Annotated in this window: 16 protein-coding genes and 1 tRNA gene; 8 read left to right on the plus strand and 9 right to left on the minus strand. The window is 68.7% G+C overall.

The genetic code is table 11. The features are described 5' to 3' along the window. Window positions 1-12: 12 nt before the first annotated feature. Complete coding sequence (locus D7006_RS21205; RefSeq protein ID WP_169121688.1) at window positions 13-933, minus strand: LysR family transcriptional regulator; 921 nt, start codon at window positions 931-933, stop codon at window positions 13-15. Between the two features lie 162 nt (window positions 934-1,095). Here D7006_RS21205 and D7006_RS21210 point away from each other — a divergent pair, with 162 nt between their 5' ends. The 3 genes from D7006_RS21210 to mmsB all read left to right on the plus strand — a co-directional run bounded on the left by D7006_RS21210 (window position 1,096) and on the right by mmsB (window position 4,945). After that, complete coding sequence (locus tag D7006_RS21210; RefSeq protein WP_169121689.1) at window positions 1,096-2,592, plus strand: CoA-acylating methylmalonate-semialdehyde dehydrogenase; 1,497 nt, start codon at window positions 1,096-1,098, stop codon at window positions 2,590-2,592. 111 nt (window positions 2,593-2,703) lie between these two features. After that, the gene (locus tag D7006_RS21215) at window positions 2,704-3,846 is read left to right on the plus strand and encodes an isobutyryl-CoA dehydrogenase (protein ID WP_237354455.1); all 1,143 of its coding nucleotides are present in this window, start codon (window positions 2,704-2,706) and stop codon (window positions 3,844-3,846) included. A 199-nt stretch (window positions 3,847-4,045) separates the two neighbouring features. Next, window positions 4,046-4,945, plus strand: a complete 900-nt coding sequence (gene mmsB / locus D7006_RS21220) for a 3-hydroxyisobutyrate dehydrogenase (RefSeq protein ID WP_237354456.1) — start codon at window positions 4,046-4,048, stop codon at window positions 4,943-4,945. Window positions 4,946-5,025: 80 nt separating this feature from the next. Here mmsB and D7006_RS21225 read toward each other — a convergent pair whose 3' ends face one another. Further along, complete coding sequence (locus D7006_RS21225) at window positions 5,026-5,460, minus strand: DUF805 domain-containing protein (RefSeq protein WP_229646230.1); 435 nt, start codon at window positions 5,458-5,460, stop codon at window positions 5,026-5,028. Window positions 5,461-5,573: 113 nt separating this feature from the next. Between D7006_RS21225 and D7006_RS21230 the strand changes: the two genes are divergently transcribed. After that, a complete protein-coding gene (locus tag D7006_RS21230; RefSeq protein ID WP_237354457.1) occupies window positions 5,574-6,542 on the plus strand; it encodes an alpha/beta fold hydrolase in 969 nt (322 codons plus the stop codon). Window positions 6,543-6,567: 25 nt separating this feature from the next. Here the strand turns inward: D7006_RS21230 and D7006_RS21235 are convergent. The 4 genes from D7006_RS21235 to D7006_RS21250 form a co-directional block, all read right to left on the minus strand. Further along, a tRNA-Met gene (locus tag D7006_RS21235) sits at window positions 6,568-6,644 on the minus strand. 113 nt (window positions 6,645-6,757) lie between these two features. Further along, on the minus strand, window positions 6,758-7,402 hold the full coding sequence (locus D7006_RS21240) for a class I SAM-dependent methyltransferase (RefSeq protein WP_169121694.1): 645 nt from the start codon (window positions 7,400-7,402) through the stop codon (window positions 6,758-6,760). 24 nt (window positions 7,403-7,426) lie between these two features. Beyond that, entirely contained in the window at window positions 7,427-8,608 is a 1,182-nt protein-coding gene (mnmA, locus tag D7006_RS21245) for a tRNA 2-thiouridine(34) synthase MnmA (RefSeq protein ID WP_229646228.1), read from the minus strand. 154 nt (window positions 8,609-8,762) lie between these two features. After that, on the minus strand, window positions 8,763-11,567 hold the full coding sequence (locus tag D7006_RS21250) for a [protein-PII] uridylyltransferase (protein WP_169121696.1): 2,805 nt from the start codon (window positions 11,565-11,567) through the stop codon (window positions 8,763-8,765). 122 nt (window positions 11,568-11,689) lie between these two features. On the opposite strand from D7006_RS21250, the gene D7006_RS21255 reads away from it, so the two are divergent. The 3 genes from D7006_RS21255 to yihA all read left to right on the plus strand — a co-directional run bounded on the left by D7006_RS21255 (window position 11,690) and on the right by yihA (window position 15,274). Next, window positions 11,690-12,160 carry a hypothetical protein gene (locus tag D7006_RS21255; protein WP_237354458.1) on the plus strand — a complete coding sequence of 157 codons (471 nt, stop codon included), beginning with the start codon at window positions 11,690-11,692 and terminating at the stop codon, window positions 12,158-12,160. 186 nt (window positions 12,161-12,346) lie between these two features. Continuing rightward, window positions 12,347-14,545: a transglycosylase domain-containing protein gene (locus D7006_RS21260; RefSeq protein ID WP_237354459.1), complete on the plus strand. Its 2,199-nt coding sequence runs from the start codon at window positions 12,347-12,349 to the stop codon at window positions 14,543-14,545. 69 nt (window positions 14,546-14,614) lie between these two features. Further along, complete coding sequence (gene yihA, locus D7006_RS21265; protein ID WP_169121699.1) at window positions 14,615-15,274, plus strand: ribosome biogenesis GTP-binding protein YihA/YsxC; 660 nt, start codon at window positions 14,615-14,617, stop codon at window positions 15,272-15,274. A gap of 86 nt (window positions 15,275-15,360) precedes the next feature. On the opposite strand, the gene D7006_RS21270 is transcribed toward yihA, so the two are convergent. Then, complete coding sequence (locus tag D7006_RS21270; RefSeq protein ID WP_237354460.1) at window positions 15,361-16,599, minus strand: ArgE/DapE family deacylase; 1,239 nt, start codon at window positions 16,597-16,599, stop codon at window positions 15,361-15,363. A 124-nt stretch (window positions 16,600-16,723) separates the two neighbouring features. Then, window positions 16,724-17,947, minus strand: coding sequence for a urate hydroxylase PuuD (locus D7006_RS21275; protein WP_229643418.1), 1,224 nt, complete (start codon window positions 17,945-17,947; stop codon window positions 16,724-16,726). 130 nt (window positions 17,948-18,077) lie between these two features. On the opposite strand from D7006_RS21275, the gene D7006_RS21280 reads away from it, so the two are divergent. Further along, window positions 18,078-19,004 (plus strand): LysR family transcriptional regulator, encoded by a 927-nt coding sequence (locus D7006_RS21280; RefSeq protein ID WP_229643417.1) that lies wholly within the window; start codon window positions 18,078-18,080, stop codon window positions 19,002-19,004. A 52-nt stretch (window positions 19,005-19,056) separates the two neighbouring features. On the opposite strand, the gene D7006_RS21285 is transcribed toward D7006_RS21280, so the two are convergent. After that, complete coding sequence (locus tag D7006_RS21285) at window positions 19,057-20,448, minus strand: nucleobase:cation symporter-2 family protein (protein WP_169121702.1); 1,392 nt, start codon at window positions 20,446-20,448, stop codon at window positions 19,057-19,059. Window positions 20,449-20,455: the final 7 nt, after the last annotated feature.

Genomic DNA, 20,455 nt, shown 5'->3' on the forward strand with positions numbered 1-20,455 from the left:
AGCGCCGCCGCCTCACCCCGGCATCAGCACCCCCCTGCCCTTCTGCGCCGCCTCCGCGATGAAATCGGCGGCGACGCGGATGCGGGCGAGGTCGCGGGTGTCGGTGTGGGTGAGAAGCCAGAAGGTGCGCGTCAGCCCCACCTCCGTGGGCAGGATCGGCACCAGCCCCTCCGGCCCCTCGCCGGCGAACAGATCAGCCATGAAGCGAGGGAGCACGCACACGCCGGCCCCCGCGCGGGTCGCCGTCATCTGGGCGACGAGGCTGGAGCTTTTCAGGCGCACCCTGAGGTCCTTGGCCACCAGAGGCACGTAATCCAGCTCGGGCGCGTAGATCAGGTCGTCCACATAGCCGATGAAGCGGTGACGCTGGAGCGCCGCGCGGCTCTCGATGGCCCCATGCTTCTCCAGATAGGCGCGGGCGGCATAGAGGCCGAGCCGGTAGTCCGTGAGCTTGCGCGCGTGGAGCCGCCCCTCCTTCGGCCGCGAGAGCGAGATGGCGATGTCCGCCTCGCGCTTCGACAAGGAGAAAAGCCGCGGCATGGCGAGGAGCTGGATGTCCAGCTCCGGGTGCAGATCCGAGAGCGCACCGATGCGCGGGGCGAGGAAGAACGTGCCGAAGCCGTCCGGTGCACCGATTCGCACCGTGCCGGAAACGCCGAGGTCCGATCCGGCGATCTCGCCCTGTGCCGAGAGCGCCAGCGTCTCCATGCCCTCGGCTGCGGCGAGCAGGCGATCCCCGGCGGCGGTCAGCGCATAGCCGTGGGGGCGCCGGTCGAACAGCTTCGCCCCCAGCGCCGCCTCCAGCGCGGCGATGCGACGGCTCACGGTGGAGTGCTCCACCTTCAGCCGCGCCGCCGCCACCGTGAGCCGTCCGGCCCGCGCCACCGCGAGGAAGAAGGTGAGGTCGGACCACTCGAAATCGCCGCCGGGCATGGCTCTCGGGACTGTGAAAGGGTGCACATCAATGGTGCGGAGATTGCCGTAGCTGTGCACAAAAAGATAGGGCAGTGTGCCGGCCAACGAACGCTGCCGGGAAGCGGTGGCGCCGCATTGGAAACGCATTCCCCAGAAGATGCCCAAGGAGGCACCCGCATCATGCGTGAGATCGGCCATTTCATCGGCGGCAAGCATGTGCCCGGCACGTCCGGTCGTTTCGCCGACGTCTACCAGCCCATGACGGGCGACGTGGTCGGCCACGTGGCCCTCGCCTCCAAGGACGAGCTCGCCGCCGCCGTCGCCAACGCCAAGGCCGCGCAGCCCGCCTGGGCCGCCACCAATCCGCAGCGCCGCGCCCGCGTGCTGATGAAGTTCCTGGAGCTGGTGCACCGCGACTACGACATGCTGGCGGACCTGCTCGCTCGCGAGCACGGCAAGACCGTGCCCGACGCCCGCGGCGACATCCAGCGCGGCCTCGAGGTGATCGAGTTCGCCATCGGCATCCCGCACCTCATGAAGGGCGACTTCTCCGACAGCGCCGGCCCGGGCATCGACATCTATTCCATGCGCCAGGCGCTGGGCGTGGTGGCCGGCATCACCCCGTTCAACTTCCCGGCCATGATCCCCATGTGGAAGTTCGGCCCGGCCATCGCCTGCGGCAACGCCTTCATCCTGAAGCCGTCCGAGCGTGATCCCGGCGTGCCCATGCACCTCGCCGAGCTGATGCTGGAAGCCGGCCTTCCCCCCGGCATCCTCAATGTGGTGAACGGCGACAAGGAAGCCGTGGACGGCCTGCTCGACCATCCCGACGTCCACGCCATCGGCTTCGTCGGCTCCTCGGCCATCGCCCAGTACATCTATGCCCGCGGCGCGGCCAACGGGAAGCGCATCCAGGGCTTCGGCGGCGCCAAGAACCACATGATCATCATGCCCGACGCGGACATGGACCAGGCCGTGGACGCCCTCATCGGCGCCGGCTACGGCTCCGCCGGCGAGCGCTGCATGGCGATCTCCGTGGCGGTGCCGGTGGGCCCCGAGGCGGCCGACAAGCTGCTGGAAAAGCTCGTTCCCCGTGTCGAGAACCTGAAGATCGGCCCGTCCACCGACGGCTCCGCCGACTTCGGTCCCCTCGTCACCCGCGAGGCGCTGGAGCGCGTGCGCGGCTATGTGGACCTCGGCGTACAGGAAGGCGCGCAGCTGCTGGTGGACGGCCGCGGCTTCAAGATGCAGGGCTATGAGAACGGCTTCTACATGGGCGGCTGCCTGTTCGACCATGTGACCGCCGACATGCGCATCTACAAGGAAGAGATCTTCGGCCCAGTCCTCTCCGTGGTGCGCGCGCCGGACTACAAGGAGGCCCTGCGCCTTCCCACCGAGCACGAATACGGCAACGGCGTCGCCATCTTCACCCGCGACGGCGATGCCGCCCGCGACTTCGCCTCCAAGGTGAATGTGGGCATGGTGGGCATCAACGTGCCGATCCCGGTGCCGCTCGCCTACCACACCTTCGGCGGCTGGAAGCGCTCCGGCTTCGGCGACCTGAACCAGCACGGCCCGGACGGCGTGCGCTTCTACACCAAGACCAAGACCGTCACCTCCCGCTGGCCCTCGGGCATCAAGGATGGCGCGGACTTCGTGATCCCCACCATGGGCTGACACGCCGGATCAGCCGCTCCGTCCACAGGACGGGGCGGCTCTGGCATCGGCGGGTCCGTCGGGTGCATATCTCGGCGGGCATTGGATGGCTCGCACGAAGGCGCCCCCAACATGTTCACCCTCTCCGAGGACCAGATCGCCATCCGGGACATGGCGCGCGATTTCGCCAATGAGCAGATCGCGCCCTATGCCGTGGAATGGGACGAGAAGAAGCATTTCCCCGTCGAGCAGTTGCGCGCCGCCGCCGCGCTCGGCATGGGCGGCATCTATGTGAAAGAGGATGTGGGCGGCTCCGGCCTCACCCGCCTTGATGCGGCGCTCATCTTCGAGCAGCTCGCCACCGGCTGCCCCGGCACGTCCGCCTATCTCTCCATCCACAACATGTCGACTTGGATGATCGACCGCTTCGGCGACGACGCCCAGCGCAGGAAGTGGGTGCCGCGCCTCGCCAGCATGGAGCACTTCGCCTCCTACTGCCTCACCGAGCCCGGCGCGGGATCGGACGCGGCGGCGCTGAAGACCAAGGCGGTGCGGAACGGCGACCATTACATCGTCGACGGCCAGAAGCAGTTCATCTCCGGCGCCGGCTCCTCAGACATTTATGTGGTGATGGTGCGCACCGGCGGCGACGGGCCGAAGGGCATCTCCACCCTCGTCATCGAGGCGGGCGCGCCGGGCCTCTCCTTCGGCGCCAACGAGCGCAAGATGGGCTGGAACGTGCAGCCCACCCGCACCGTCACCTTCGAGGGCGTCAAGGTGCCGGTGGAGAACCGGCTGGGCGAAGAGGGCGAGGGCTTCAGGATCGCCATGGCCGGGCTCGACGGCGGCCGGCTGAACATCGGTGCCTGCTCGCTGGGCGGGGCGCAGGCGGCGCTGGAGAAGGCGCTCTCCTACATGCGTGAACGCAAGGCTTTCGGAAAGCGCCTCGACGAATTCCAGGCGCTGCAATTCCGCCTCGCCGACATGGCGACCGAGCTGGAATGCGCCCGCACCTTCCTGTGGCGCGCCGCCTCCGCGCTCGACGCCAAGGCGCCGGACGCGACGCAGCTCTGCGCCATGGCCAAGCGCATCGCCACCGATCGCGGCTTCGAGGTGGCCAACGACGCCCTGCAGATGCACGGCGGCTACGGCTACCTCGCCGACTACGGCATCGAGAAGATCGTGCGCGACCTCAGGGTCCACCAGATCCTCGAGGGCACCAACGAGATCATGCGCCTCATCGTTGCCCGCGCGCTGATCGCGCAGGGGAACTGAGGGGCGCGTCTCACGCGCGGCGTCCCACGCGCGGCGTCATGCCCGGGCTTGTCCCGGGCATCCACGTGAACAGGCCGGGCACCCTGTCTGCGGTCCGTGCAGGCGGAACGACGTGGATGCCCGGGACAAGCCCGGCCACGACGGCGGCGAAAACCATAGATAGCTGCACCGGCGGCACCCAATTTGGGAGGAAACCATCATGGCCACCATCGCATTCATCGGCCTCGGCAATATGGGCGGGCCCATGGCCGCCAACCTCGTGAAGGCCGGCCACGCCGTCACCGGCTTCGACCTCGTGCCCGCCGCGCTGGAGGCGGCGAAGGCCAAGGGCGTCGCCATCGCCGACAGCGCCAAGTCGGCCGTGGCGTCCGCCGATGCGGTCGTCACCATGCTGCCCTCCGGCAAGCATGTGGTGGGCGCCACCACCGGCGCGGACGGCCTGTTCGCGGCGGCAAAGCCCGGCACGCTCTTCATCGACAGCTCCACCATCGACGTCGCCTCCGCCCGCGCCTTCCACGAGGCGGCCAAGGCGGCAGGTCACGCGAGCGTGGATGCCCCCGTCTCCGGCGGTGTCGGCGGGGCGGAGGCAGGCACGCTCACCTTCATGGTGGGCGGCACGGACGAGGCGTTCGCGGCGGCAAAGCCCATCCTGGAGCTGATGGGCAAGAAGATCGTCCATTGCGGCGGCGCCGGCGCGGGCCAGGCGGCGAAGATCTGCAACAACATGATCCTCGGCATCTCGATGATCGCGGCCTCGGAAGCCTTCGTGCTGGCCGAGAAGCTGGGCCTCTCCCATCAGGCTCTGTTCGACGTCGCCTCCACCTCCTCGGGCCAGTGCTGGTCGATCAACACCTATTGCCCGGTGCCCGGCCCGGTGCCCACCAGCCCCGCCAACCGCAACTATGTGCCGGGCTTTGCGGCGGCCCTCATGCTGAAGGACCTGAAGCTCTCGCAGGAAGCGGCGGAGACGGCCGGCGCCGCCACCGCGCTGGGCGCCGCGGCGACCGCCCTCTACACCGCCTTCGCGGCCGAAGGGAACGAGGGCAAGGACTTCTCCGGCATCATCGAGTGGATCCGCACGCGCGCCGACGAGACCTGAGGGGCGCCAGTTCGCCCTTCACTCAGCCAACAAAAAGGCCCGCGGCGGAAGCTCGCGGGCCTTTTGCTATGGAGCGCAGTTCACCGCGCCGGCCACGGCGCCGGCAGCGGCGAGGGGCCGTAGGCATTCGTTTGGGGCTGCGAGGGCTGCACCCACCAGAACAGCAGCAGCAGCAGGCCGAAGAGCGGAACCAGCATGATGAAGATCCACCAGCCGCTCCGTCCCACATCATGCAGGCGCCGGACCGTCACGGCGAGGGTGGGCAGGAACAATGCGAGGTGGGCGAGGCTCATCATCCAGTTCGGCGCGGTCATGGCGTACCAGCTGGCGACGCTCTCGCCGTTCGCCTGAATGTTCATGATCGTCCCGCTTATCAGCATTCCGCCGACGAGCATGATGGCCAGATCCACCAGCAGCGTGAACAGGGAGAACCACCAGAACTCGCTGCGGGGCGCCCGTCCCTGGAAGCCGGCATATTGGCTGAGGCAGCTGCGAACGGCTTCGATGAATGTCATGGCCCCTCCTCGCGCACCGTGACCCTGCGGCTGCGCCGGGCTACCTATAGCGGAAGCGTCCGCGCGCGGCCAACCGGGCCGGCGGTCGCCGGGCCGGAGCGGCGGGGGACTTCATGGAACTGATCTTTCCGCTTCTCGCCGGCGCGGCCGGGCTGGCGCTGGCCGTAGGGGTCGCCCGCAGGTTCAGAGCGTTTCACAGGCAGGCGCTCGCAAGCGTCGCCTCCGGCAGCGAGATGGCCGCGCTGCCTGATGGCGCGGTGGAATATGCCGACCGCGGCACGGGCCCGGTGCTGCTCTCCATCCATGGCGCGGGCGGCGGGTTCGACCATGGCCTGTTCTTCGCGGACGAATTGATGGGCGGCGGCTTCCGCCTCATCTCGCCCTCGCGCTTCGGCTATCTGCGCACCGGTACGCCCGCCGCAGGAGTGGATGCGCCGGACGGCGGCATCGCCGCGCAGGCCGATGCCCATGCCGCGCTGCTCGACCATCTCGGCCTCGACAAGGTGATCGTGATGGGCCTGTCGGCGGGCGCGCGGTCGGCGGCGGCGCTGGCCGTTCGCCATCCGGACAAGGTGCGGGCGCTGGTGCTGCTGGTGCCGGCCCTCGACGCGCCGCACAGCCCGGTGGCCACCGATCCCACCGGAGGCAGCCGGCTCGCCTTCGCCATCGTGAAGGCCGGGGGCGATTTCTTCTGGTGGCTGATCGGCGCCCTCGGCCCCTCGATGGTGATCCGCTTCGTGGGCGTGCGGCCGGCACTTCTGGCTCAGGCGGGCGAGAAGGAACGCGCCCGCGTGCTGAAGATCGCCGCCGCTATCGCGCCGGTGTCCGAGCGCGCGGCCGGCATCAGGCTCGACAGCGCCTGCCCGCACCCCGTGCTGCCGCTGGAGCGCATCACGGCACCGACCCTCATCGTCTCGGCGCGGGACGATCTCTTCAACACGTTGCCGGCGGCGGAGGTGGCGGCGGCGCGCATCCCCGGCGCCCGGCTCATCGCCTACAACACCGGCGGCCACCTGCTGGTGGGGCGGGCGGCGCAGACGCGCGCGGCCGTGCGCGCATTTCTCGATGAAGTCGCGCCGTGACGAGAATTTGGAGGCAGGGAATGAATGGTAGCAGCGGGTGGATTTGAACCACCGACCTCCGGGTTATGAATCCGGCGCTCTCACCGACTGAGCTACGCTGCCACAACACACATCCGACGCAAGTTGCGTCAGGAGACGCGCATATAGAGGCGGGGCCACGCGGGTGTCAAGAATCCCCGCGCGCCCTGTGAACAGAAGGCTTGCGGCCGAAAGGCTCAGGCCGCCTTCTTCTTGATGCGCACCATCTTGAAGAAGCCCACCGGGAAGACGGGAGCGATGCTCACCACTTCCATGTCGGGGTATTTGGCCGCCCAGTTGCGCAGCCGGCTGGCCTTGAAGGCGATGCTCCAGCCGACCTTCTTGACCAGTGGCGCCAGCGCCGCCTCGATGTGCATGGTCGCGCCTTCGTCCGCCCCGAGCTTGGAGGCGATGACGATCTCGCCGCCCGGCCGCAGCACGCGGTACATCTCGTCCAGCGCGCCCTCGGGGTCGGGCACCAGCGTGATGACGAAGGGCACGGTGACGGCGTCGAAGCTGTGGTCGGCGAAGCCGAGCTTGCAGGCATCCATGGCGCAGAGCAGGCCCACCTGCTTCAGGCCGCGCTCCACCTTCTTCTCTACCGCCTTCTGCAGCATGTGGAAGGACAAATCGATGCCGGTGACGCGGCAACCGGCGGGGTAATAGGGCAGCACCAGCCCGGTGCCGACGCCCACTTCCAGAATATCGGGACCGCAGGCGGCAGCGGCGGCGGAGGTCTTGCGCTGGGCGTCCGCCAGCAGCTTCACATAGACCTTGTCATAGATGGGCGCCCACTTGGCATAGGCCTTCTTCTGGCCTTCGAGATCGTACTGAACCGCCATTGCCGTCTCTCCCGCCCCGCGTCCTCAGGCGACCTCCGCGACCGCCTTCGCCACCCGCTCCGCCTTCACGATGGTGCCGCCGCCCAGAAGGCGGGCACCGGCGCCGGGGGCATCGTAGAGCACGCAGGCCTGCCCCGGCGCAACGCCTTCCTCGCCCAGCGCGAGATGCACGGCCGGGGTGCCATCCGCCGTGCGGCCGAGGCGCGCCGGTACCGGGGGACGGGTGGACCGCACTTTCACATACACCTCGGCCTCGGCATCCAGAGCCGCAGCGAAGGGGATGTCGCCCAGCCAGTTCACGTCGGCCATGGAAATGGCGCGCACCGCCAGCGCCTCGCGCGGGCCGACCCGCACCTCGCGCCGGGAGGCATCGATGGAGATCACGTAGAGCGGCTCGGGCGTGGCGATGCCGAGGCCCTTGCGCTGGCCGATGGTGTAATGGAGCACGCCCTTGTGGCGGCCCAGCACCCGGCCATCCAGATGCACGATGTCGCCCGCCTCGCCGGCCTCGGGCCGCAGGCGCTGCACCACCTCGGCATAATCGCCGCCGGGCACGAAGCAGATGTCCTGGCTGTCCGGCTTCTCCGCCACCGGCAGGCCGAATTCGGCCGCGAGCGCCCGCACGTCCGCCTTCTGCATCTCGCCGAGGGGGAAGCGCAGCTTGTCGAGCTGGGCAGCCGTGGTGGCATAGAGGAAATAGGACTGGTCCCGCGCCTCTTCCGCCGCGCGGAACAGGCCGCGCCCGCCGCCGGGCAGCGCGCGGCTCGCCACGTAATGGCCGGTGGCGAGAAAACGCGCGCCCAGTTCCTCGGCGGTGGCGAGCAGGTCGCGGAACTTGACGGTGCGGTTGCAGTCCACGCAGGGGATGGGGGTGACGCCGGCCGCATAGCTCGCGGCGAAGCGGTCGATCACCTCCTCGCGGAAGCGGCTTTCATAATCGAGCACGTAGTGCGGAATGCCCAGCGTGCGCGCCACTTCGCTCGCGTCATAGATGTCCTGCCCCGCGCAGCACGAGCCGGCCCGGTGCGCCGCCTCGCCGTGGTCGTAGAGCTGGAGGGTGACGCCCACAACGTCATAGCCGGCGCGGGCCAGCAGGGCGGCCACTACGGACGAATCCACCCCGCCCGACATGGCCACCACGACGCGCGTCGCCGCGCGTTCGGCACGGGCGGCGTCGGAGGCATCGAGGAGGAGGTCGTCGGTCATCTCGGTCGTCGGCTTTCGGCCGTGGGGTCGGAAGGAGGCGCGGCAGAACGTATGCCGCACCGTCGCCAAGTGCAAACAAGGTGCAAACGATTGGCATCTGAGCCATGCGAGCGCGGCGAAAAAACGGCCTTCCCGTCCGCGCCGCGGCGGTCCGTCACCCCCGCGCCACCCGGCGGGCCGGCTCCTCGTCCTCCACCGGCCCCTCGAACACCGAGACGAGGGCACGGCGGATGGTGGACTGGCGGGCGGCGCCGGTGATCTTCGCGCCCATCAGGTCGGTGACGTAGAACACGTCCACCGCCCGCTCGCCGAAGGTGGCGACATGGGCCGAGGCGATGTTGAGGTTGAGCCGCGACAAAGTGTTGGTGAGGGCGAACAGCAGGCCCGGCCGGTCGAGGCCGGAGACCTCCACCACCGTGTGGCGGTTCGACCAGGAATTGTTCACCGTCACCTCGGGCTCCACCGTGAACGTGCGGCGGCCCTTGGGCAGCTTCTTGGCCATCACCTCCGGCAGGCGCACCTCGCCGGTGAGCGCCTGCTCCACCGCTTCCCGGATGCGGTTGGCGCGGCGCAGCTCGTCCTCGTCATGGTCGAAGGCGCGGCGAATGGCGATGGTGTCCAGCGCCAGCCCGTCCGTGGTGGTGGAGATCTGCGCATCCACGATGTTGGCGCCCGCCGCGGCGCAGGCCCCGGCGATGATGGATAGGAGCTTGGGATGGTCCGGCGCCAGCACGGTGAGCGTGGTGATGCCGCGGCCCGGCTCCAGCGACGCATGGGTGGCGATGGAGCGGCCCGCCGTCTCCGCCTCGTCCACGAAGCGGGCATGGCGCAGCTTGGTCTCGAGGTCCACGCGCAGCCAGTAGGGCGGATAATGGCGCGCCACATAGGCCGCCACCTTCTCGTCGTCCCAGTCGGAGAGGGCCGAGCGGAACTGCGACTGGGCGGCGGTGACGCGCTTGCCCCGGTCCACTTCCGAGAAGCCGCCGGTGAGCACCGGCTCGGTCTCGTAATAGAGGGTGCGCAGGAGCTGCGCCTTCCAGCCGTTCCAGGTGCCCGGCCCCACCGCCTTGATGTCGGCCGTGGTGAGGATGGTGAGCAGCTTCATGCGCTCCAGGTTCTGCACCACGGAGGCGAAATTCTCGATGGTCTTGCGGTCCGAGAGGTCGCGGGACTGGGCGACCGTGGACATGACCAGGTGCTGCTCCACCAGCCAGGCCACCGTCTCGGTCTCAACCGGCGAGAGGCCGAAGCGCGGGCAGAGCTTGCGAGCGATGCGGGCGCCGGCCACCGAGTGATCCTCCGGGCGGCCCTTGGCGATGTCGTGCAGCAGGAGGGCGACATAGAGCAGGTTGCGGTTCTTCACCGTGCCCATCAGCTCGTTGGCGAGCCCGTTCTCCGGGTTCACCTTGCGCTCGATCTCCGAGAGAATGCCGATGCAGCGCAGCAGGTGCTCGTCCACCGTGTAGTGGTGGTACATGTTGAACTGCATCATCGCGACGATCTTGCCGAACTCCGGCAGGAACCGCCCCAGCACGCCCACCTCGTTCATCCGCCTGAGCACCGTCTCGGGCGCGTCCTTGGAGGTGACGATCTCCAGGAACAGGCGGTTCGCCTCCGGATTCTCGCGCACGCTCGCATCGATGAGGCCGAGGGAGCGGGCGGCGAGCTGGCTGGCGTCGGGATGCAGCGCGAGATTGCGCTTGTCGGCCACGTGGAAGATGCGGATGAGGTTCACCGGGTCGCGGTTGAACGCCTCCGGGTCCGCCACGTTCAGGCGGTCATGGTCGAGGATGAAGTCCGTCGTGTCCTTCAGCGTGATGCGGCGGGAGCCGGCGCGGAAGCGCTCCACCATGCCCTTGAGCCCCGGCACCGGCTTTTCGTGGCGCTCCTCCAGCGCGGCGGAGAGGATGGCGGTGAGATCGCCCACATCCTTCGCCACGAGGAAATAGTGCTTCATGAAGCGTTCCACGTCCTTCTGGCCGGGATGCTCCGTATAGCCGAGGCGCAGCGCCATCTCCCGCTGCAGGTCGAAGGAGAGGCGGTCCTCGGCGCGGCCGGTAAGGAAGTGCAGGTGGCAGCGCACCGACCACAGGAAGTCCTCGCACTTCTTGAAGAGGTTCGCCTCCTCGCGGGTGAACACGCCCTTGGCGACGAGCTGGCTCGCGGTCTGCACCCGGTAGACGTATTTGGAGATCCAGAAGAGGGTGTGCAGGTCCCTAAGGCCGCCCTTGCTCTCCTTGACGTTGGGCTCGACGAGGTAGCGCGACTGGCCGGAGCGGCGCAGGCGATCCTCGCGCTCGGCCATCTTGGCGGCGACGAACTCGGCGCCGGTGCCCTCCACCACTTCCTTGTCGAAGCGCTTCTCCAGATCCTCGAACAGCGCCTTGTCGCCGACGAGGAAGCGGGCTTCGAGAATGGAGGTGCGGATGGTGAAGTCGGCCCGGGCCTGCCGCAGGCATTCATCGACCGAGCGGGTGGCGTGACCCACCTTCAGCCCGAGGTCCCAGAGGATGTAGAGCATGGCCTCGGCGACGCTCTCGCCCCAGGCCGTCTGCTTGTAGGGCAGCACGAACAGGATGTCGGTGTCGGAGCCCGGCGCCATCATGCCGCGGCCGTATCCGCCCACCGCCACCACCGCCATGCGCTCGGAGCGGGAGGGGTTGTCCACCGGATAGAGGAAGGTGGTAGCCACCTCATAGGCGCTGGTGATGACCGCATCCTGCAGCGCTGAGAGGCGCATGGCGCAGCAGCGGCCGCAGCCATCTTCCAGCAGCAGACGCTCGGCGGCGGCGCGGCCTTCCTGCATGCCCTTCTTGAGGCGTGCGACGACGGCGTTGCGCAAATCGAGGTCGCGGCCCTTGTGGGCGGAAGCGATTTCCCGGATCTCGGCCTTGAGGGCCTGGCCTTCGAAGGGTTCGCCGATGACGCGGTTGACCTTGGAGGAACGGACGGTGGGCATTGCTCGGCGATCTGGAGGCACGAAGGACAGGAGCCTTCATCTGTACCGCAATCAGCGCCCGGCCGCGAGCGGCGTTCATTGGTCGCTCTCGAATCGGCCGCAGCGGAACCTATATTTCTGTGATGGAACACATGCCGTACGGACAGCTTCGCGCCGGGACCGCCCAGACATACCGCAAGGTCATGTATGGCGCGGTGGCGCTCGCGATGACGCTGACGCCAGTCGGCGCCCTGGCCGCGACGGGTGTGGGCACGCCCATCGTGGGCGGAGCGGCGAACATTCCCCCGATCCAGCGGCCGGCGCCACGTCCCGTGGTGCGGCCAGCCCCGACCGTCCCGCGCGCGCCGACCGTTGTCACGCCCAGACCGAAGCTGCCGGCACCGAAGCCAGTGGTGCCCACCGATCCCATCATCAAGCCCGCGCCGTTCCGCACCAACACGCCCGTCGGCGGCCAGCCCGGCTCAGGCGCGCCGCTGGGCGTGCTGCCGGGCGGCCTCGCCACGCCGCTCGTGGGCCCGGCCCCGGCGCCGAATACCTGCTGGTTCTACACCACGCCGGCGAAGACGGTGGGCTACTGGAGCAAGTGTCCCTAGGGCATTCGTCTGATGACCCCCCGCGAAAACGCTTGCCGCGTAACGCTTCCTTGAGGTGAGGCGGGCACCATCTGCCCCAGCGGCTGATCTTCGCCCCATTTTGGTGGTGGAAGGAGCCGCGCGGCCCGAAGGCAGGCCGGCTATGCGACGGGAATTGGAATGACCGCACAGGGACGGGGGGACGGCATGAGGCGCGAGCCGCTCATGGAGCGGCCCGAATCCCTGTTCGACATCCGCCTCGACCCGCGCGACCGCTCCGCCGCACCGCCCCCGGAACCGCCCCGCCCTGCCCGCAAGGCGGCCGCGCGGCCCAAGGCCAAGGCCGAGCCCGACATGCGTCCCGATCCCGCCCCGCGCCGCGGCCGCTCCGAGCCACCGCCCCGCCGGCCCCGCCGTGGCGGAGGGGGGCGTCTCGTGTTCCGGCTGGTGAAATGGGGCTTCATCCTGGGCGTGTGGGCGCTGCTCGCCCTCGCCGGCGTGATCGCCTACGAGGCGTCGAAGCTGCCGTCCATGCAGACGCTGATGATCCCCAAGCGTCCGCCCACCGTCACCGTGCAGGGGGCGGACGGCAAGACCATCGCCACGCGCGGCGACATGGGGGGCGTCGCCGTGCCCATCGGCGAGTTGCCGCCCTATCTGCCCAAGGCCTTCGTCGCCATCGAGGACCAGCGCTTCTACAGCCATTTCGGCCTCGATCCCGAAGGCCTCGCGCGCGCCCTCGTCACCAACCTCACCTCAAGGCGCCTGCGGCAGGGCGGCTCGACGCTGACCCAGCAGCTCGCCAAGAACCTGTTCCTGACCCAAGAGCGCACCGCCTCGCGCAAGATGCAGGAGCTGGTGCTGGCCCTGTGGCTGGAGCACAAGTTCACCAAGGACCAGCTGCTCGACCTCTATCTCAATCGCGTCTATTTCGGCGCCGGCGCCTATGGTGTGGAGGCGGCGGCCCAGCGCTATTTCGGCAAGTCCGCGCGGCAGGTGACGCTGGCCGAGGCCGCCATGCTGGCCGGGCTGGTCAACTCGCCCTCGCGCCTCGCCCCGACGCGCAATCTCAAGGGCGCCCAGGCCCGCGCCAATCTGGTGCTGGCCGCCATGCGCGACCAGAAGATGATCACCGCCGACATGGCGAGCACCGCCCAGGGTCGCCCGGCACAGCTCGCCCGCAGCGGCATGCCCGATTCCTCCGGCTATGTGGCCGACTGGGTCATGGACCAGCTCGATTCCGTGCTCGGCGACGGCGAACTGCCGGGCGACGTGGTGGTGCGCACCACCATCGATCCCGCCCTGCAGAAGGCGGGCGAGGCGGCGCTGGAGGACACGCTGGCGAAATCCGGCACCAAATACGGCGTCGGCCAGGGCGCCATCGTGGTGCTCGATCCCGATGGGGGGGTGAAGGCGCTGATCGGCGGCCGCTCCTATGCGGACAGCCAGTATAACCGCGCCGTCACCGCCCGGCGGCAGCCGGGCTCGGCCTTCAAGCCCTTCATCTATCTCACCGCCGTCGAGCACGGCCTGACGCCGGAGAGCGTGCGCGAGGACGCGCCCATCCAGCTCAAGGGCTGGCGGCCGGAGAACTCGACCCGCGACTATCGCGGCCCGGTGACGCTCACCACCGCGCTCGCGCTCTCCCTGAACACGGTGTCGGTGCGCCTCGTGCTGGAGTTCGGCCCCAAGGCGGTGGTGCAGACCGCCCACCGCATGGGCATCTCTTCGAACCTCGACCCCAACCCCTCCATCGCGCTCGGCACCTCGGAAGTGTCGGTGCTGGAGCTGGCGGGCGCCTATACGCCCTTCGCCAATGGCGGCCTTGGCGTCATGCCCCACGTCATCGACAGCGTGATCGGGCCGGACGGCAAGCCGCTCTATGAGCGCAACGTCACCGGCATGGGCCGCGTGGTCGCCTCCGAATATGTGGCGATGATGAACCACATGATGACCCAGACGCTGGCCGCCGGCACCGCGCGCCGCGCCGACCTCCCGGGCTGGGAAGCGGCCGGCAAGACCGGCACCTCACAGGATTACCGCGACGCCTGGTTCGTCGGCTACACGGCGAAATACGTGGCGGCGGTCTGGCTCGGCAATGACGATTCCTCACCCACCAAGAAGGCCTCCGGTGCCAACCTGCCGGTGGAGATCTGGAGCCGCGTGATGAAGGCGGCGCATCAGGGCGTGCCGGTGGCGGAGCTTCCGGGCGGCCTGAGGTCCTACGGCTTCGGCGGCAACGGCTATGGCCAGCCGGGCGCGACCTACCTGCCGCCCGCCGATTTGCCGGACGACCGTCCGCCGGCCGTGGTCGGCCAGATGCCGCCGCCCCCGCCCCAGCAGGAGCCGCCCATGACGCTGGACCGCTGGTTCGCGGAAACCTTCCTGGGCCAGGGCCGGCGGTAATCGGAGGCGCGCGCCGCGCCACGAGCGCTCTCGCCTTGCGCCCGCCGCCCTGCTCTAGGATAAGGCGTCATGACCGACACCCCTTCCCCCGCCGCCGAAGCCGATCCCTATCTGGAGCCCGGCCGCCTCCTGTTCGCTGGAGACTGGCAGTTCATCTCCGCGGCGCCCACCGTCGATGTGCTGCCGCCCATGCAGGGCATGGAGATCGCGCTGGCCGGCCGCTCCAACGTGGGCAAGTCGTCCCTCGTCAACGCGCTGACCGGCCGCAAGGCGCTGGCGCGCACCTCGGTGACGCCGGGGCGGACGCAGGAGCTGATCTTCTTCCGGGTAGGGCCGGAGCTGTGCCTGGTGGACATGCCGGGCTACGGCTTCGCCAAGGCGCCGAAGGAGAAGGTGGATGCCTGGACACGCACCATCAAGGACTATCTGCGCGGCCGGGTGAACCTTGCCCGCGTCTTCGTGCTCATCGATTCCCGCCACGGCATCAAGCCGGTGGACGAGGAGATCCTCGATCTTCTCGACAAGGCGGCCGTCTCCTACGCCATCATCCTCACCAAGGTGGATCAGGTGAAGCCGAGCGCCCTTCCCTCGGTGATCGCCGGGGTGGAGGAGAAGATCCGCCGGCGGCCGGCGGCCTATCCCAAGATCTTCCCCACCTCCAGCAATACCGGCCAGGGCTTTCCCGAGCTGCGCGCGGCGGTAGCGCAACTTCTCGCCGAGCAGGGCTGACGCCCGGCGCCCGCCGGCGGACCGGAGGGCGGCCAAAGCGCGCGACGCGCGGGCGCGGCCTCGGCCTGAAACCGAGGCCGATGGGATCAGCCCAGCAGGTCGGCGACCGTGAGCGCGATCACCAGCGTCGCCTTGTCGAGGTCGGACAGGAGCAGGTTCTCGTCCGCCCGGTGGCCGTTGGCCTCCTCGATGGTGTGCGGGCCGGCGCCGTAGAGCACCACGGGCACGCCGGCTTCGGCATAGAGGCGCGCGTCCGTATAGAGCGGCACGCCGGTGGTCTTCACCTCCTCGCCGGTGACGGCGGAAGCATTGCGGCAGATGACGCCGGCGAGGTGCATGGCCTTATCGTCCGGCACCAGTGGGCGGGCGATGAGGATGCGCCGCACCTCCGCTTTCGCCTTCGAGCCTTCCAGCGCCGTGGCGATGACGCCGCGCACCTCGGCCTCCACCGCTTCCGGGTTCTCGCCGGGCACGATGCGGCGGTCGAGGCGGAAGGTGACGCGGTCCGGCACCACATTGGTGTTGATGCCGCCTGAGATGAGCCCCACCGTGAGCTGCGGCGAGCCGATGCCCGGCACGTCCGAGACCTTCCCCTGCAGCGTGTCGCGATAGGCATAGAGCGCGGTGAGGATCTTGGTGGCCGCCTCCAGCGCGTCGATGCCGGTGAAGGGCAGCGCGGCGTGGGCCGACTTGCCGATCACCTCCACCTCCAGGTGCAGGCAGCCATTGTGCGCCACCACGACGCCATAGGAGAAGCCGGCCGAGACGGCATAGTCCGGCTTGGTGAGGCCGGTTTCGAGGATCCAACCCGGCCCCACCTCGCCGCCGATCTCCTCGTCATAGGTGAAGTGCAGTTCCACCGTGCCCTTGAGCGGCAGGCCGGAGCGCTTCAGGGCGTCGAGGGCGAAGGCATAGGTGGCGAAGTCGGACTTGGAGACGGCGACGCCGCGGCCATACATGCGCCCGTCCACCACCTCGGCGCCGTAGGGGTCCTTGGTCCAACCCTCGCCGGGGGGCACCACGTCGCCATGGGCGTTCAGCGCCACCACGGGGCCCGCGCTTCCCCCTGCACCGAAGCGGTGGCGGATGATGAGGTTGGTGGCCGTGACCATGCCCGCCGCCTTCACCCGGTCGGCCGGCACGGCATGGCGCTCCACGGTGTAGCCGAGGGCTTCCAGCAGCTCGGCGGCGCGCGCCGCATGGGGGGCGCAATCGCCGGGGGGATTGTCGGAAGGCACCTTCACCAGCTCCGCCAGGAACTGGCGCTGCGCTTCGGTGCGCTCGGCGATCAGGCTGCGGAGGGTGTCGGCGTCGGCGGTGGACATGACGTCTTCCTTGTTCTTGGGGCGGGCCACGACCCGCCGGTTCTCTCGGACTCTACGCAATTCCTTTCGCAAAACCGCGATGCACTTTTGCGGGAATTGCTTCAGGGGGCGAGGGGGATGCGGTCTATTTGCCGGAGGCCCATTCCTTCAGCATGGCCCGGTCCTCGTCGGACAGTTCGGTGATGTTGTTGGGCGGCATGGCGTGGGTGAGGCCGGCCTGGACAAGGATGAGCTTGCGGTTCTTCGCGATGGCCTCCGGCGTGTCGAGGAGGATGCCGCGCGGGGGCACCGCGAAGCCCTCATACACCGGCTCGGCGGCGTGGCACATGGCGCAGCGGCCCATGACGACGTTCTGGATGTCCACTGGCACGTCCACCGCCGGCCCGCTCTTGGCGAAGGCCGGGGAGACCAGCGGCGGCAGGCCCAGCGCCATGCGGCCGGCGGGCGTGGTGGTCGCCGAGATGAATATCGCGAGGATCAGGCACACGGCCGCCACCAGCCAGCACCACGCCTTGTCGCCGCGCCCGGCGTGCCGCTCGTTGTAGAAATAGCGGATCACCGTTCCCGCCACGAGCGCCAGCGCCACGATGACGAAGGCGTAGGGCGTGGAATAGGTCAGCGGATAATGGTTGGAGATCATCAGGAAGACGACGGGCAGGGTGAAGTAGTTGTTGTGCCCGGACCGGAGCTTGGCCGTCTTGCCGTAATAGGGGTTCGGCACCTCGCCCGCCTTCAGCGCCGCCACCACCTTGTGCTGGTTGGGGATGATGACGAAGAAGACGTTGCCGCTCATGATGGTCGCCATCAGCGCGCCGGTATGGATGAAGGCGGCGCGGGGCGAGAACACCTGCTGGTACAGGAACGCCGCGAGCACCACGCCGGCGAACACGATGATGCCCACCACCAGCGGCTTGTCGCCGAGCTTCGAGCGGCAGAGCTGGTCATAGGCGATCCACCCCGCCGCGAGCCCGCCGAGGCCGATGACGAGGGCGGTGATTGGCTTCAGGTTCATCACCGCCGGATCGATCAGAAAGATCGATGACTGGTAGTAATAGACCCAGATGAGCAGGAAGAAGCCGGTGATCCAGGTGGCGTAGGACTGCCACTTGTGCCAGCCCAGCTCTTCGGGAAGAAAATCGGGCGCTACCAGATACTTCTTCACCTGATAGAAGCCGCCGCCATGCACCTCCCACGCCTCGCCGCCCTTGCCGGGCGGGATGTCGGCACAGGCCTTCAGGCTGGCATCGAGGTGCATGAAGTAGAAGGACGAGCCGATCCACGCCATGCCGGCGATGATGTGCGTCCAGCGCAGCAGCAGGCTGCCATACTCGTGGAGGATGGGTTCCATTGCCGTTTCAGATCCCGTGGCTGGAAGAGGAGGGCGCATCGGCCCCTGTCACGCCCGCCGGCGGGGACCATTGGCCCCGGCCCGCGGCGTGGGTATCGTTCTTGTGGCGTCGGGTGAGGGGTGACGAAGCGTGCTGGAGAACATGAAGGCCTTCGTCGCCTCGGTGGAGAGCGAGAGCTTCTCGGAGGCCGGCCGTCGCCTGCATCTCTCCGCCAATGTGGTGAGCCACCGCATCCAGATGCTGGAAAAGCACCTCGGCTGCCGGCTGTTCAACCGCACCACCCGCCGCATGAGCCTGACCGAGCAGGGTCGCGTCTATTACGAGGCGATCACCGAGGCGCTGCGCCTCATCGAGGCCGCGGAAAGCAATGTCTCGGAACTGGGCGCCCTGCCCCGCGGCGCGCTCAGGGTGACGGCGCCGCTCCATCTCGGCCGACGGCTGGTGGCGCAGGTGGCCGCGCGCTACCAGGAAATCCATCCCGAGATCGACGTGCGCCTTCGCCTGTCGGAACATACCCTCGACCTCATCGCCGAATCCATCGACGTGGCGCTGCGCCTCGCCACCTTCGAGGATTCCAGCATGATCATGCGCAAGGTGGCGCAGGTCGAGCGCATTGTGTGCGCTGCACCCAGCTATCTGGAGCGGGCCGGCGTGCCGCAGCGGCCGCAGGATCTGCTCACGCATCAATGCCTCCTCCTGCGGTTCGCGAGCCTTCGGGAATTGCGCTGGATGCTCACCGACGAGGGCCGGGACCTCGCCGTTCCCGTCACCGGCCATCTGGAGGCCGACGACGGCGACGTGCTGACGGTGTGGGCCGTCGAGGGCCGCGGCATCGTGGTGAAGCCGCGGTTCGAGGTGGCGGACGCCCTCGCGGACGGCCGCCTTGTGCCGCTCTTGGAGAAGAACCCGCCCCAGCCGGCGACGCTGGCGGTGCTCTACCCCGCCCGCCAGCTGGTGCCGCTGAAGGTGAAGGCCTTCGCCGATATGCTGGTGGAGGAGGGGCGGCGCTACATCGCCCGTGAGCTGGCCAAGATCGGGGAGCGGCTGCCGGCCTGAGCCTTTCGACACCGACATGCATCCGCCCCCCCGGCTTGCCCCTGACCGGACCTCAGTGCGCCTCGGCCTGCTTGGCGGCGGCGACGATCTCCTCGGTGGAGCTCTTCTTGACGCCGTTGAAGAAGACGTTGAGCACCACGGCGACGATGGCGCAGAGCAGGATGCCGCTCTCCAGCAGCGGGTGCAGCTCATGCGGCAGCGCCTTGAAGAAGTTGGGCGACACCAGCGGGATCATGCCGAAGCCCACCGAGATGGCGACGATGAAGAGGTTGTTGCGGTTGGTCTTGAAATCGACGCCCGTGAGGATGCGCGCGCCGGTGGCCGCCACCATGCCGAACATCACGAGACCCGCGCCGCCCAGCACCACCTGGGGCACCGCCTCCACCAAAGCAGCCATCTTCGGCAGCAGGCCGAGGCCGAGCATGATGATGCCGCCCGTCACCGTCACCCAGCGCGAGCGCACGCCGGTGACGCCGACGAGACCCACGTTCTGCGAGAAGGAGGTGTAGGGGAAGGTGTTGAAGATGCCGCCGAGCAGCGTGCCGACGCCATCGGCGCGTAGGCCACGGGCCAGGGCCTTCTCGTCCACCGGCTTGCCGGTCATGTCGGAGAGGGCGAGGAACATGCCCAGCGACTCGATCATCACCACGATCATCACGATGCACATGGTGATGATGGGCACGAGGTGGAACGTGGGCATGCCGAAGTGGAACGGCAGGATGACGTCGAACCAGGCCGCCGCGCCCACCTTCTCGAAATGCATGATGCCGAGGGCGGTGGACAAAACGGCGCCGGCGACGATGCCCAGCAGCACCGCCACATTGGCGACGAAGCCCTTGCCGAAGCGGATGAGCGCGAGGATGACCAGCAGCACGAAGAGGGCGATGCCCAGGCCCTGGAGCTGCCCGTAGTTCGGGTTCGCCACCTGCACCACCTTGCCGTCGATGGTCTGGGTGAGGAAGGGAATGCCGCCGCCGGCCCAGTTGATGCCCACCCGCATGAGCGAGATGCCGATCACCATGATGATGGTGCCCGTCACCACCGGCGGGAACAAAGGCAGCAGGCGCGAGATGAAGGGCGCGACGATGATGCCGAAGATGCCGGCGGCAATCACCGAGCCGTAGATGCCGAGAATGCCGATGGACGGATCGTTCGCCATCGACAGCATCGGGCCGACCGAGGCGAAGGTGACGCCCATCATCACCGGCAGGCGGATGCCGACGCCGAGGAAGCCGAGGCACTGCGCGAGAGTCGCGAGGCCGCAGGCGAACAGGTCGGCCGAGATCAGGAACGCCACCTGCTCCGGCGGCAGCTTGAGCGCGCGGCCGATGATGAGCGGCACCGCGACGGCGCCGGCATACATCACCAGCACATGCTGGAGGCCGAGCACCGCCAGCTTCGGTGCGGGCAAGACTTCGTCAACGGGATGAACGGTTTGTGACATGAGGGTC

The sequence above is a fragment of the Xanthobacter sp. YC-JY1 genome (assembly GCF_021730305.1).
In the GTDB taxonomy this organism is placed as follows: domain Bacteria; phylum Pseudomonadota; class Alphaproteobacteria; order Rhizobiales; family Xanthobacteraceae; genus Xanthobacter; species Xanthobacter flavus.

Coding starts and splice junctions, on each gene's coding strand:
- D7006_RS21255 (WP_237354458.1), top strand. CDS start 11,690: ATGGAACACATGCCGTACGGACAGCTTCGCGCCGGGACCGCCCAGACA.
- D7006_RS21250 (WP_169121696.1), bottom strand. CDS start 11,567: ATGCCCACCGTCCGTTCCTCCAAGGTCAACCGCGTCATCGGCGAACCC.
- mnmA (WP_229646228.1), bottom strand. CDS start 8,608: ATGACCGACGACCTCCTCCTCGATGCCTCCGACGCCGCCCGTGCCGAA.
- yihA (WP_169121699.1), top strand. CDS start 14,615: ATGACCGACACCCCTTCCCCCGCCGCCGAAGCCGATCCCTATCTGGAG.
- D7006_RS21260 (WP_237354459.1), top strand. CDS start 12,347: ATGAGGCGCGAGCCGCTCATGGAGCGGCCCGAATCCCTGTTCGACATC.
- D7006_RS21215 (WP_237354455.1), top strand. CDS start 2,704: ATGTTCACCCTCTCCGAGGACCAGATCGCCATCCGGGACATGGCGCGC.
- D7006_RS21270 (WP_237354460.1), bottom strand. CDS start 16,599: ATGTCCACCGCCGACGCCGACACCCTCCGCAGCCTGATCGCCGAGCGC.
- D7006_RS21230 (WP_237354457.1), top strand. CDS start 5,574: ATGGAACTGATCTTTCCGCTTCTCGCCGGCGCGGCCGGGCTGGCGCTG.
- D7006_RS21225 (WP_229646230.1), bottom strand. CDS start 5,460: ATGACATTCATCGAAGCCGTTCGCAGCTGCCTCAGCCAATATGCCGGC.
- D7006_RS21205 (WP_169121688.1), bottom strand. CDS start 933: ATGCCCGGCGGCGATTTCGAGTGGTCCGACCTCACCTTCTTCCTCGCG.
- D7006_RS21240 (WP_169121694.1), bottom strand. CDS start 7,402: ATGGCGGTTCAGTACGATCTCGAAGGCCAGAAGAAGGCCTATGCCAAG.
- mmsB (WP_237354456.1), top strand. CDS start 4,046: ATGGCCACCATCGCATTCATCGGCCTCGGCAATATGGGCGGGCCCATG.
- D7006_RS21285 (WP_169121702.1), bottom strand. CDS start 20,448: ATGTCACAAACCGTTCATCCCGTTGACGAAGTCTTGCCCGCACCGAAG.
- D7006_RS21210 (WP_169121689.1), top strand. CDS start 1,096: ATGCGTGAGATCGGCCATTTCATCGGCGGCAAGCATGTGCCCGGCACG.
- D7006_RS21275 (WP_229643418.1), bottom strand. CDS start 17,947: ATGGAACCCATCCTCCACGAGTATGGCAGCCTGCTGCTGCGCTGGACG.